Source organism: Streptomyces sp. LZ34 (genome assembly GCF_053890475.1).
Map to the genome: position 1 here is coordinate 5,011,927 of NZ_CM132680.1, position 11,547 is coordinate 5,023,473.

An 11,547-nucleotide genomic window follows, 5' to 3' on the forward strand; every position below is an offset into this window, starting at 1 on the left:
CTGGATCACCCCACCGGCCCCACCGCCCGTCAGGGGCTCAGCTGCCACAGGGCGTCCATGGGCAGAGCCCGGATCCGGTCGCCGAACGGCAAGGTCTGCTGTCCCGTATAGAGGACGTAGCCGGCGACGAACCGGTCCCCGAGCAGGTTGGCGAGATTGCGCAGCCCCGAGAGGTCCTCGGTGCGCACGGTGGCCCCGGCCTTGACCTCAATGCCGATCACGTCGCCTCGCGGCGTCTCGATGACGGCGTCTACCTCGACCTTGTCCTTGGTCCGATAGTGGAAGAGGCGGCCTTGCTGCTCGGACCAGGTCAGCTGGCGGGCGAGCTCCATGACGGCGAAGTTCTCCAACATGGCACCGGCCGCGCCGTCGGGCTCAGCGAGCCGGGCGGCGTCCTGGCCCGTCAGATGGCAGGCGATCCCGGTGTCGACGAAGGCGAGTTTGCCAGTCCCCACCGTCCTTCCCGTCAGCCCGGAGGTCCAGGCCGGAATGGTCTTGATCAGAAAGACTGAGGTAAGCAGTTCCAGGTAGCGCACCAGCGTGGTGCGGGGAATACCCGAGGCGGTGGCGAGCGCCGCAGGGACCAGCAGCCCTCCAGTCCGCCCGGCAAGGAGACCGAGGAGTTTCAGGATCTCGCCGTGCCGCTCGATACTGGCGAGCTCCAGCACATCACGTTCGACAAGCGTCGAAAGATAGGCGTTGAAGAACGCGGTCCGGCGCCGGGGCGTGCGCTTGACGGCCTCGGGGAATCCGCCGACGACCGCGCGGTCCAGATAGTCGCGCTTACGCAGAGCGGAGGTGCGGCTGAGGCCGGGGCCGTGAGTGAACGCCGCGTCGACGAACCGGTCCGGACCGCCGCTGATCTCCCCTTGCGAGAACGGCCACAGTTCGATGACCTCCATACGGCCGGGCAGCGCATCCGGCAGCGTCCGCATGGCAAGGATCCGCGAGGATCCGGTCAGCAGGAAGCGCCCCGGCGTCGGATCGAGGTCGACGGCCACCTTGATCGCACGGAGGAGTTCCGGCGCAAGCTGGATCTCATCGATGAGCATCATCGAGTCGTGCTCGACGAATCCCGTGGGATCGTCCATCGCGGCACGCAGGGTCGCCGCGTCGTCGAGCAGACGCAGGACGGGGTCGCGGCGACGCGCGGCGGTCAGGCGGGTCAAGGTCGACTTCCCCGCCTGACGGGCGCCGTTGACCAGCACCACGCGTGTGTCATCGAGCGCTTCCGCGACAAGGCTCTCGGCATGGCGCCGAACCAGATCATTGCGAGTTGCCATGCATCACAGAGTGCCACCACCGCCAAGATCAATGGTCATTTAGACGGACCCCTTGTGGACAAACAGCCGATAGGGTGGTGGGCATTCGGACGGACGACGGCCCATCGATCACTCAAGCGACCGACAGCTGAAGATCCTGAGCGGCCAAGCAGCTCGGCGAGCAGCTGCCAGGCAACGGGCACGTCACCGCCACCGCAGCCGCCCTCAGCCCGGGCCGCCCCGCACAACAGTCGGCACGCAAAGAGTGAGCGGCGCCTCCATCATCGACAGATCCGAGCCAATGAGGACCAGCAGCACCGGCTTGGTTTCCAGCACCCGGTCCCAGGCCCGTTGCAGCATCCCGGTGTGGCCGATGCGGCAAGGTCTGCTGTCCGGTGTAGAGGACGTGGCCGGCGACGAACCCCAGCAGGTTGGCGATCGGGGAAGTGGGGTGCGTCCCCGCGTCGTCCGGTGCAGGGCACCTTCCGGCGGTAACTGGGGGAGCATCGCAAGGCGGAGGCTGCGACATCAGCAGCTGCCGCCGCGGGCCCTCGTACTGGGCGCTGCGGTCGATATGCCTCCCCCAGCTACCGCTGGGGGAGGCACCCCCTGCCACGGCGTAGCGGGCGACTCCGACAACGCAGCGAGGTGCCGTGCCGGGCGGCGAGGGGGCGTGCCTCACTTCCCCGAGGCCGCTCAGCCACGCCGACCGAACCAGCAAAAATCCAGCAACCGGAAACCCCGCCCGGATTCAACAAGTCGGACGGCAACGCCCTGACTTGCACAAACACTGCGTCGCATCTCGCGAACCCCGACCTTGAACATTCCGCCGCAACGCACGAATCCAAGCAGCGAATCGCCCCCTGAACTGCACAAATGTCGATCAGGGGGCGAGCTCGGGGAGGAACTAGACGTTGAAGCGGAACTCCACCACGTCCCCGTCCCGCATCACATAGTCCTTGCCCTCCATCCGGGCCTTGCCCGCCGAGCGGGCCTCGGCGACCGAGCCGGTGGCGACCAGGTCTTCGAAGGAGATGACCTCGGCCTTGATGAAGCCCTTCTGGAAGTCGGTGTGGATCACACCGGCCGCCTCCGGGGCGGTCGCGCCCTTCTTGATGGTCCAGGCGCGGGACTCTTTGGGGCCGGCCGTGAGATAGGTCTGGAGGCCGAGGGTGTGGAAGCCGACGTGGGCGAGGGTGGCCAGGCCGGGTTCGTCCTGGCCCACGGACTGGAGGAGCTCGAGGGCTTCCTCGTCGTCGAGCTCGGCGAGGTCGGCTTCCAGCTTGGCGTTGAGGAAGATCGCCTCGGCGGGGGCGACGAGGGCGCGCTGCTCTTCCTTGAAGGCGTCGTCGGTGAGCTCGTCCTCGTCCACGTTGAACACGTAGAGGAAGGGCTTGGTGGTGAGCAGGTGCAGGTCGTGGAGGACGGCGGCGCGCTCGGTGCCCTGGACGATGCCGGCGGAGAAGAGGGTGCGGCCCTCGTCGAGGATGGCCTTGGCCTCCTCGACGGCCTTGACCTGGACCTGCTTGTCCTTCTGGATCCGCGACTCCTTGACCAGGCGCGGCAGCACCTTCTCGATGGTCTGCAGGTCGGCGAGGATCAGCTCGGTGTTGATCGTCTCGATGTCGTCCTTGGGCGAGACCTTGCCGTCGACGTGGACGACGTTCTCATCCTTGAAGGCGCGGATGACCTGGCAGATCGCGTCGGACTCGCGGATGTTCGCCAGGAACTTGTTGCCCAGGCCCTCGCCTTCGGAGGCGCCCTTGACGATGCCCGCGATGTCGACGAAGTCGACCGTGGCGGGGAGCTTGCGGGCGGAGCCGAAGATCTCGGAGAGGGTGTCGAGGCGGGGGTCGGGGACGCCGACCACGCCGACGTTGGGCTCGATGGTGGCGAACGGGTAGTTGGCCGCCAGGACGTCGTTCTTGGTCAGGGCGTTGAACAGGGTCGACTTGCCGACATTCGGCAGACCGACGATTCCGATCGTGAGCGACACGTTGGCGACTTCCCGTAATTTCCCATAGCGAGAATGTGACGACAGAGACGAGGCCCGCGACGGGGCCGATGCACCAGTCTACGGGGCCGCTCCGCGTCACCCGGCCGGACTGACAATCGGTCGAACACACTGCCAAGGTCCTGCGAAGGGCGTGTCCAACGCCGGATTCTCACCGCCCCTCGACCTACGTTGGTCGGGTGGAGCAATACAGCACCCGTACCCCGCGCCGCTCATACGCCCCGCCGCCCCGCCCGGCAGCGGACGACAGAGATGTGAGCCAGGACAGCCAGGACAGCCGGGCCGGCCGCGACAGGTACAGAGGCGGGGCGGGCGAGGCGGCGCGCGGGCCGGTGGCGGCGCGGCGGCCCGGGCCGGGCGCCGCGGCGGCGGTGGGCGCCGTGGGGCCGACGGTGCGGCGTGCGGCGGCCGGGCTGCGCTGTCCCGCCCCGCGCCTCACCGGCTTCGGGGCGGGGCTGCTGGCCACCGTCGCCATGCTGGCCTTCGGGTGCCTGGACGCGCTGCTGTTCTCCGGCTCCACCGTCTCGTACGGCGTGGTCTTCCTGCTGGTGGGCACGGCCTGCGGGCTGTGGGTGCGGCCGGTGGACCTGGCCGCGGCGCCGGTCGGGGTGCCGATCGCGTTCGCGGTCGGGCTGCTGCCGATCAACGAGGGAACGGCGGGCCTGGGCGGGCAGGCGATGGGCGTGTTCACCTCGCTGTCGCTGACCGCCGGCTGGCTCTACGCCGGGACGCTGCTGACCTCGCTGATCGTCCTGGCGCGCAAGGGCGCCCTGGTCAGTCGGCGGAACCAGCGGCAGCAGTGGGAGCAGCAGCAGAGTCGCGGGTCGCGGCCCGTTCAGCCGTCGAGGCCCGATCAGCCGTCGCGGCCTGGGCAGCCATCGCGGCCCCCACGATCCCCGCGTTGTTCAACAGCTGCGCAGGCACGATCTCGGCCTTGAGCCCCTCGATCAGCGGCAGGAACTTCGACGCCTTGCGGCTCACCCCGCCGCCGATCACAAACAGCTCGGGCGAGAACAGCATCTCCAGGTGCTCGAGGTACTTCTGCACCCGGTGGGCCCAGCTGTGCCAGCTCAGGTTGTGGTCGTCCTTGGCCTTGGTCGAGGCCCGCTTCTCCGCCTCGTGGCCGCCCAGCTCCAGATGGCCCAGCTCGGTGTTGGGCACCAGGCGCCCGCCGATGAAGACCGCGCTGCCGATGCCGGTCCCGAAGGTGAGCAGGACGACCGTGCCCGTACGGCCGCGCCCGGCGCCGAAGGTCATCTCCGCGATGCCGGCCGCGTCCGCGTCGTTGACCACCGTGACCGGCGACCCCAGCCGCGCGCCGAGCAGCGCCGCCGTGTCGACGCCGATCCAGCTCTTGTCGACGTTGGCGGCGGTGCGCGTCGTACCGCTCGTCACCACGCCCGGGAAGGTCACCCCGACCGGCCGCCCGCGCCAGCCGAAGGAGTCGACGACCTCCCGGACGCTTTCCGCCACCGCGTCGGGCGTGGCCGGGTGCGGGGTGAGGACCTTGAAGCGCTCCTCGGCCAGGTCCCCGCGCGCCAGATCCACCGGAGCGCCCTTGATGCCCGAACCGCCGATGTCCACACCCAGGACACGCACGGCGTCGGCGTCGCCGGGACGGGCGGCGGGCTGCTGCTGCGCCTGCTGCTGCGGTGCGGTGTGCGTCGTTTCCATGATCGAAGGCTAGAGGGTGTCGGCAGGAGTGGCGTCCACCGCGGCCGCCGCCTCGGCCCTCAGGTCGCGGCGCAGCTCCTTGGGCAGCGAGAAGGTGAGGCTCTCCCGCATCGGCTGGACGACCTCGACGTCCCCGAAGCCGCGCTCCGCCAGCCACTCCAGCACGCCCTCGACCAGCACGTCCGGCACCGAGGCGCCCGAGGTCACGCCGACCGTCGTCACGCCCTCCAGCCAGGCCTCGTCGATCTCGCCGGCGAAGTCGACCAGATGACCGGCCTTGGCGCCGGCGCCGAGGGCGACCTCGACCAGCCGCACCGAGTTGGAGGAGTTCTTGGAGCCGACGACGATGACGAGGTCGGCCTCGGCGGCCACCTGCTTGATCGCGATCTGGCGGTTCTGCGTGGCGTAGCAGATGTCGTCGCTGGGCGGGCTGATCAGCGCCGGGAACCGCTCCTTGAGCGCGTCCACGGTCTCCATCGTCTCGTCGACGGAGAGCGTGGTCTGGGACAGCCAGACGACCTTGGACTCGTCGCGGACCCGGACGTTCTCCACATCCTTCGGGCCGTCGACGAGGGTGATGTGGTCGGGCGCCTCGCCGCTGGTGCCGATGACCTCCTCGTGGCCCTCGTGGCCGATCAGGAGGATGTCGTAGTCCTCCTTGGCGAACCGGACGGCTTCCTTGTGGACCTTGGTGACCAGCGGGCAGGTCGCGTCGATGGTGGCGAGCCGGCGCTGCTCGGCCTCCTTGTGGACGACCGGCGCGACGCCGTGGGCCGAGAAGATCACGATGGATCCCTCGGGCACCTCCTCCGTCTCGTCGACGAAGATCGCGCCCTTCTTCTGGAGGGTCTGCACGACGTACTTGTTGTGGACGATCTCCTTGCGCACGTAGATCGGCGCCCCGTACTGCTCGAGGGCCTTCTCGACGGCGATCACGGCACGGTCCACGCCGGCGCAGTAGCCGCGGGGGGCCGCGAGCAGGACCCGGCGGGCTGTCGTTGCGGTCATGTTCACCATGGTAGGGGCCATGGACCCGGGTCATTGTCGGTGGCGGCCGATACGCTCGCGCACATGGCTGTCAACACGTCCGCGGAGACGCCGATCCCGGTCGGCGAGGTGTCCCGGCTGATCGGTGGATGGATCGACCGGCTCGGGGCGGTGTGGGTCGAGGGGCAGATCACCCAGCTGTCCCGGCGCCCCGGCGCCGGGGTGGTGTTTCTGACCCTGCGCGACCCCTCGTACGACATCTCGCTCACCGTCACCTGCTTCCGCGCCGTCTTCGACAAGGTCGCGGACACGGTCACCGAGGGTGCGCGGGTGGTGGTGCACGCCAAGCCGGAGTGGTACGCGCCGCGCGGCCAGCTGTCCCTGCGGGCCGCCGAGATCCGGCCGGTCGGGGTCGGGGAGCTGCTGGCCCGGCTGGAGCTGCTGAAGAAGTCGCTGGCGGCGGAGGGCCTGTTCGCGGCCGACCGGAAGAAGCCGCTGCCGTTCCTGCCGCAGCTGATAGGGCTGGTCTGCGGGCGGGCCTCGGCGGCCGAGCGCGACGTGCTGGAGAACGCGCGGCTGCGCTGGCCCGCGGTCCGCTTCGAGGTGCGCAATGTCGCGGTGCAGGGCGTCCATGCCGTGCCGCAGGTGATCGAGGCGGTCCAGGAGCTGGACGCGCTGCCGGACGTGGACCTGATCATCGTGGCGCGCGGCGGCGGCAGCGTGGAGGACCTGCTGCCCTTCTCCGACGAGCAGCTGGTGCGGGCCGTGGCGGCCTGCGCCACCCCGGTGGTCTCGGCGATCGGACACGAGCCGGACTCGCCGCTGCTGGACCTGGTCGCCGACCTGCGCGCCTCCACGCCCACCGACGCGGCCAAGAAGGTCGTGCCGGACGTGGGCGAGGAGCTGGTACGGATCCAGCAGCTGCGCGAGCGCGCGCTGCGCAGTGCGAGCGGCCTGCTGGACCGGGAGGAGCGGGGGCTCGCGGCGGCGCTGGCCCGGCCGTGCCTGCGGCAGCCGCACCGGATGGTGGACGAGCGGGCCGGGCAGGTCTCGGGGCTGCTCGACCGCGGCCGGCGCTGCCTTGGGCATCTGCTGGACCGGGCGGACTCGGAGCTGGCGCACACCCACGCCCGGGTGGTGGCCCTGTCCCCCGCCGCGACGCTGCGGCGCGGCTATGCGGTGCTACAGCACGCGGACGGGTCGGTGGTGCGGGCGGCGGCCGAGGTGAGCGCGGACGAGGAGCTCAGGGCGCGGGTCGCCGAGGGCGAGTTCACGGTCCGCGCCGTTGTCAGCCCCTCTGAATAGGCTGTGCGGCATGGCGAAGACCGAAGAGAAGGCGGAGAAGGCGAAGGCCGCCGGGAGCCCGGCCGAGGCGTCCACGCTCGGCTATGAGCAGGCGCGCGACGAGCTGGTCGAGGTGGTGCGCCGCCTGGAGGCGGGTGGGACGACTCTGGAGGAGTCGCTCGCCCTCTGGGAGCGCGGCGAGGAGCTGGCGAAGGTCTGCCGCCGCTGGCTGGAGGGCGCCCGGGCGCGGCTGGACGCGGCGCTGGCCGAGACGGCGGAGGGGGACGAAGGCGAGGACGGGAGCGGGGACAAGGGAGACGGCGAGGGCTGACGGGCGGGCTGCCGCGGCCTCTGCTGTGCCGCGGCAGCCGCCACCATGACGCTCCGCTGTGATTTCGCTGTGATTCGGAACACCCTACCCGCAGTTTAGTTGAACGTTAACCTAATCCGCGTATGGTGGGGCTCCGTAAGCACCACCCCCACAGCAAGCAGAAGGTTGTTCACGCCCATGTCTCTCGCCCTCGCCCCCGCCGCCCAGGACCTCCTCTTCCGCGAGGCCCACACCGCCAACACCTTCACCGACGAGCCGGTGACCGACGAGCAGGTGCAGGCGATCTACGACCTGGTCAAGTACGCCCCCACCGCCTTCAACCAGTCGCCCCTGCGGGTCGTGCTGGTCCGCTCGGCCGAGGCCCGCGAGCGCCTGGTCCCGCACATGGCCGAGGGCAACCAGGCCAAGACGGCCACCGCCCCGCTGGTCGCGATCCTCGCCGCGGACAACGAGTTCCACGAGGAGCTGCCCACGCTCTTCCCGCACTTCCCGCAGGCCAAGGACGTCTTCTTCGCCGAGCGCGCCGCCCGTGAGCAGGCCGCGTCGCTGAACGCCTCACTCCAGGCCGGCTACTTCATCCTGGGCATCCGCGCCGCCGGTCTGGCCGCTGGCCCGATGACGGGCTTCGACCCGGCCGGTGTGCAGAAGGAGTTCCTGGATGACGACCACACCCCGCTGGTGATCATCAACATCGGCAAGCCCGGCGAGAACGCCTCGTTCCCGCGCAGCCCGCGGCTGGCCTACGACCAGGTCGTGACCGCCGTCTGAGCCCCCGCTCCCCCCAGCGGGACGCCGCCGCCGCGTTCTCCCCGCGGCGAGTGAGCCTTACGGAGGGCCGAGCACGGTCGACCGTCGACAGGGGCTGAGGCGCCCCGGCGGCGAACCGAGCCCCGAAAAGAAGAGCGGCACCCCGGCCGTCGCGCTCAGCCTTTCTCCGTGTTGAGCGCGGCGGCCATTTCCGTCAGCTGCCCGAACGACGCCGTGCCGGTGACCACCGTGGTCACACCCGGCTCCGTACTCACCAGCGCGTCGTACTTGTCGCCCTTGTAGCGGACCCACTCCTTGCCGTCGATCCGCTGCGTCTTGGCCGTCTTCTTCGCCTGCTGGGTGACGTCGGCGACGTACGGCCCCGCCTTGGCGTCGCTCTGCTCGACCGCGACGTACTCCTCCTCCGGGGTGAGGAAGCCGAGGTGCCAGGCCGTGCCCTCCGCCTGCGACGACGGCACGGGCCCATACGTCACCGAAGTCGCGCGCCAGCCCTTGGGCAGGCTGCCGGGCTTTGGCGCGGCCACCGGATACGGCGCCGCGCGCCGGGCGGTGATCAGCTCTACCCTGTAGTCGACCGTCTTCAGCGGATTCTTGCTGTCGTCGCGCGGAATGGCGAAGACGTAGATGCCCGCTGCGACGGCGCCTATCGCCGCCACCGACAGCACCATGTCCCGCACCGTCTCTTTGCCTCGCATACCTGCCACGCCCCCTATCGTCCCTCATGGCAGCCGTGCTCATGCGTGGGGCCCTCTGCTCACATTCGTAATCAGCGGATAGTGTGCTTTTCGGGGGGCTGTCCCCAGCTCCCCGAAAAGCACGAATCACCCTCACATCCGGCCGTCGCCGTACAGAAAGGTGCGATCCGATGACCGAGCATCATCTGCCGTCCCAGCTGGAAGTCAGCCCCGAGGCCCCCGACCGCAACCTGGCCCTGGAGCTCGTCCGGGTCACCGAGGCCGGTGCCATGGCCTCCGGTCGCTGGGTGGGACGCGGCGACAAGAACGGCGCCGACGGCGCCGCCGTGAAGGCCATGCGCTCCCTCGTCCACACCGTGTCGATGAACGGTGTCGTGGTGATCGGCGAAGGCGAGAAGGACGAAGCGCCCATGCTCTTCAACGGAGAGCGAGTGGGCGACGGGACCGGCCCGGAGTGCGACGTGGCCGTGGACCCGGTGGACGGCACCACACTCACCGCCAAGGGCATGGCGAACGCGGTATCCGTCCTGGCCGTCGCCGATCGCGGCACCATGTTCGACCCGTCCGCGGTCTTCTACATGAACAAGCTGGCCACCGGCCCCGAGGCGGCCGAGTTCGTCGACATCACCGCGCCGCCGGGCGTCAATATCCGCCGGATCGCGAAGGCGAAGAAGTCCAGCCCCGAGGACGTCACGGTGGTCGTGCTCGACCGGCCCCGGCACGAGAACATCGTCAAGGAGATCCGGGAGGCGGGCGCCCGGATCAAGTTCATCTCCGACGGCGACGTGGCCGGCGCGATCATGGCCGTGCGTGAGGGCGCCGGCGCGGACCTGCTGCTGGGCATCGGCGGTACGCCGGAGGGCATCATCGCGGCCTGCGCGATCAAGTGTCTGGGCGGCACCATCCAGGCCCAGCTCTGGCCCAAGGACGACGAGGAGCGGCAGCGCGCCATCGACGCCGGCCACGACCTCGACCAGGTACTGGAGACGGACGACCTGGTCAGCGGCGACAACGTGTTCTTCGTGGCCACCGGCATCACCGACGGCGATCTGCTGCGCGGGGTGCGGTACCGCGCGGAGACCGCGACCACCCAGTCGCTGGTGATGCGCTCCAAGTCGGGGACCATCCGGCAGATCGACTCCACCCACCGGCTGTCCAAGCTGCGCGCCTACGCGTCGGTCGACTTCGACCGCGCCCGATAACACCCCTCACGGGCGGGGCCCCTCCTCCCCGGCGGGGCCCCCCTTTTTTTGCAGGCTTTTTTTGCAGGCTCGGTCAGCTTTTTGCAGGCTCGGTCAGCCGGCGGCCGCCACCCGCACGGTGCGCTGGAGCTCCGCCTCGCGACGCCGCCGGCGGGCCAGCACGACGCGGCGCTCGGCCGCGGTCAGCCCGCCCCACACCCCGTACGGCTCCGGCTGGAGCAGGGCGTGCTCGCGGCACTCGACCATGACCGGGCAGCGCGCACAGACGCGCTTGGCGGCCTCCTCCCGCGACAGCCGCGCAGCCGTGGGCTCCTTCGAGGGAGCGAAGAACAGCCCGGCCTCGTCCCGGCGGCACACAGCCTCCGAGTGCCAGGGGCCTGCCTGATCCCGAGCGGGGATGCGCTGCGGGGGCACGGCGGCGTCCAGCAGGGGCTGATGCGGTTGCAGCACGGTCTACTCCTGACGACGGCTCCGGTGGTCACCCTTGCCCGCCTGGCCCGTACGGCCCGTTAGCACCCCCATCAGCCGTACGAGAGACGATGCACCAAGCCTTACCCGCTGTGCGCGTGCTTATGCACACCGTTGCCCCGGCCGGGAATTCAATATGAACGTAGGTTCTTCAGGCGTTTTCCGCGCCTGCGCTTGACCTCGGCACCGCCGAAGAAGGCGAATCCCCGCACCACGATGACCGGGGCGTCCGGGTCCGGGGCCTCATACGTCTTGATCTCGAATCCGCCGAAAATGCCCCCGCCGTCGCCCCTGACCGTGACGTTCTCCGGGACCTTGATCTCGACTCCACCGAAGACGGCGCAGACGTCGATGACGATCTCCCGCTGCTCGAACAGCGCCTCGGTCAGGTCGATTTCGACGCCGCCGAACACCGCGAGGACATGGGTGGTGCGCCTGACCCGCCAGCGGCCCTTGCGCACCGCGCCGCCGAAGACCGCGGTCAGGTTCTCGGAGGCGGGGAGGGTACGGGCCCCGTGCGGCCCCAGACCCCCCGGCCCCGGGGCGGCGGCGCGGCCGGGCACCGCGGCCGCGGGCAGATCGCGGACCAGGGGCTCCAGCTCGCCGACGGTCTTGGCCCGGTAGACCGCGTCGATCCGCTCGGCGTGCTCCTCGGGGTCGAGCCTGCCCTCGGCCAGCGCCTCGCGCAGGATGTCCGCGATCCCGTCGCGGTCCGCGTCCGAGGCACGCAACTCCGCGGTGGACAAGGGTGCGGGGGCGGGTGCGGGGGCGGTTTTCGTCAGGGGCACCGGCTGCTGCTCAGTCACCCGGCCAGAGTACCCAGTCGCGATGTATCGCGACTAGGGGTCAGGGGGACGTCCGT

Annotated in this window: 12 protein-coding genes and 1 pseudogene; 5 read left to right on the plus strand and 8 right to left on the minus strand. The window is 70.2% G+C overall.

Annotated features, from left to right (window positions below):
* Positions 1-29 precede the first annotated feature (29 nt).
* The 3 genes from ACWY4P_RS19770 to ychF all read right to left on the minus strand — a co-directional run bounded on the left by ACWY4P_RS19770 (position 30) and on the right by ychF (position 3,258).
* Positions 30-1,283 carry an ATP-binding protein gene (locus tag ACWY4P_RS19770; protein ID WP_456211870.1) on the minus strand — a complete coding sequence of 418 codons (1,254 nt, stop codon included), beginning with the start codon at positions 1,281-1,283 and terminating at the stop codon, positions 30-32.
* Positions 1,284-1,487: 204 nt separating this feature from the next.
* Positions 1,488-1,622, minus strand: a complete 135-nt coding sequence (locus tag ACWY4P_RS19775) for a hypothetical protein (protein WP_456213390.1) — start codon at positions 1,620-1,622, stop codon at positions 1,488-1,490.
* A 547-nt stretch (positions 1,623-2,169) separates the two neighbouring features.
* Positions 2,170-3,258 (minus strand): redox-regulated ATPase YchF, encoded by a 1,089-nt coding sequence (ychF, locus tag ACWY4P_RS19780; RefSeq protein ID WP_456211871.1) that lies wholly within the window; start codon positions 3,256-3,258, stop codon positions 2,170-2,172.
* Between the two features lie 491 nt (positions 3,259-3,749).
* Between ychF and ACWY4P_RS19785 the strand changes: the two are divergent.
* Positions 3,750-3,980 (plus strand): annotated as a pseudogene (locus ACWY4P_RS19785) (DUF6542 domain-containing protein); the annotation flags it as partial.
* A 70-nt stretch (positions 3,981-4,050) separates the two neighbouring features.
* Here the strand turns inward: ACWY4P_RS19785 and ppgK are convergent.
* Positions 4,051-4,875, minus strand: a complete 825-nt coding sequence (gene ppgK / locus ACWY4P_RS19790) for a polyphosphate--glucose phosphotransferase (protein WP_456212981.1) — start codon at positions 4,873-4,875, stop codon at positions 4,051-4,053.
* An 84-nt stretch (positions 4,876-4,959) separates the two neighbouring features.
* Positions 4,960-5,967 carry a 4-hydroxy-3-methylbut-2-enyl diphosphate reductase gene (locus tag ACWY4P_RS19795; protein WP_456212982.1) on the minus strand — a complete coding sequence of 336 codons (1,008 nt, stop codon included), beginning with the start codon at positions 5,965-5,967 and terminating at the stop codon, positions 4,960-4,962.
* A gap of 54 nt (positions 5,968-6,021) precedes the next feature.
* Here ACWY4P_RS19795 and xseA point away from each other — a divergent pair, with 54 nt between their 5' ends.
* From xseA to ACWY4P_RS19810, 3 genes are all read left to right on the plus strand, one after another.
* The gene (gene xseA / locus ACWY4P_RS19800) at positions 6,022-7,242 is read left to right on the plus strand and encodes an exodeoxyribonuclease VII large subunit (protein ID WP_456211872.1); all 1,221 of its coding nucleotides are present in this window, start codon (positions 6,022-6,024) and stop codon (positions 7,240-7,242) included.
* 10 nt (positions 7,243-7,252) lie between these two features.
* Positions 7,253-7,552 (plus strand): exodeoxyribonuclease VII small subunit, encoded by a 300-nt coding sequence (locus ACWY4P_RS19805; RefSeq protein ID WP_456211873.1) that lies wholly within the window; start codon positions 7,253-7,255, stop codon positions 7,550-7,552.
* Positions 7,553-7,729: 177 nt separating this feature from the next.
* Positions 7,730-8,320, plus strand: coding sequence for a malonic semialdehyde reductase (locus ACWY4P_RS19810; protein WP_456211874.1), 591 nt, complete (start codon positions 7,730-7,732; stop codon positions 8,318-8,320).
* A gap of 155 nt (positions 8,321-8,475) precedes the next feature.
* Here ACWY4P_RS19810 and ACWY4P_RS19815 read toward each other — a convergent pair whose 3' ends face one another.
* Positions 8,476-9,015 carry a DUF4245 domain-containing protein gene (locus ACWY4P_RS19815; RefSeq protein WP_456212983.1) on the minus strand — a complete coding sequence of 180 codons (540 nt, stop codon included), beginning with the start codon at positions 9,013-9,015 and terminating at the stop codon, positions 8,476-8,478.
* A 170-nt stretch (positions 9,016-9,185) separates the two neighbouring features.
* Here ACWY4P_RS19815 and glpX point away from each other — a divergent pair, with 170 nt between their 5' ends.
* A complete protein-coding gene (glpX, locus tag ACWY4P_RS19820) occupies positions 9,186-10,217 on the plus strand; it encodes a class II fructose-bisphosphatase (protein WP_456211875.1) in 1,032 nt (343 codons plus the stop codon).
* 93 nt (positions 10,218-10,310) lie between these two features.
* Here the strand turns inward: glpX and ACWY4P_RS19825 are convergent, their stop codons facing one another.
* Both ACWY4P_RS19825 and ACWY4P_RS19830 read right to left on the minus strand, forming a co-directional pair.
* The gene (locus ACWY4P_RS19825) at positions 10,311-10,667 is read right to left on the minus strand and encodes a WhiB family transcriptional regulator (protein ID WP_361729879.1); all 357 of its coding nucleotides are present in this window, start codon (positions 10,665-10,667) and stop codon (positions 10,311-10,313) included.
* A gap of 149 nt (positions 10,668-10,816) precedes the next feature.
* Positions 10,817-11,491: a DUF1707 SHOCT-like domain-containing protein gene (locus tag ACWY4P_RS19830; protein ID WP_456211876.1), complete on the minus strand. Its 675-nt coding sequence runs from the start codon at positions 11,489-11,491 to the stop codon at positions 10,817-10,819.
* Positions 11,492-11,547: the final 56 nt, after the last annotated feature.

Excerpts from the sequence above, each read along its gene's own strand:
- ACWY4P_RS19770 (WP_456211870.1), bottom strand. The coding sequence starts at position 1,283 with ATGGCAACTCGCAATGATCTGGTTCGGCGCCATGCCGAGAGCCTTGTC.
- ACWY4P_RS19775 (WP_456213390.1), bottom strand. The coding sequence starts at position 1,622 with ATGCTGCAACGGGCCTGGGACCGGGTGCTGGAAACCAAGCCGGTGCTG.
- ACWY4P_RS19795 (WP_456212982.1), bottom strand. The coding sequence starts at position 5,967 with ATGGTGAACATGACCGCAACGACAGCCCGCCGGGTCCTGCTCGCGGCC.
- xseA (WP_456211872.1), top strand. The coding sequence starts at position 6,022 with ATGGCTGTCAACACGTCCGCGGAGACGCCGATCCCGGTCGGCGAGGTG.
- ACWY4P_RS19805 (WP_456211873.1), top strand. The coding sequence starts at position 7,253 with ATGGCGAAGACCGAAGAGAAGGCGGAGAAGGCGAAGGCCGCCGGGAGC.
- ACWY4P_RS19810 (WP_456211874.1), top strand. The coding sequence starts at position 7,730 with ATGTCTCTCGCCCTCGCCCCCGCCGCCCAGGACCTCCTCTTCCGCGAG.
- ACWY4P_RS19815 (WP_456212983.1), bottom strand. The coding sequence starts at position 9,015 with ATGCGAGGCAAAGAGACGGTGCGGGACATGGTGCTGTCGGTGGCGGCG.
- glpX (WP_456211875.1), top strand. The coding sequence starts at position 9,186 with ATGACCGAGCATCATCTGCCGTCCCAGCTGGAAGTCAGCCCCGAGGCC.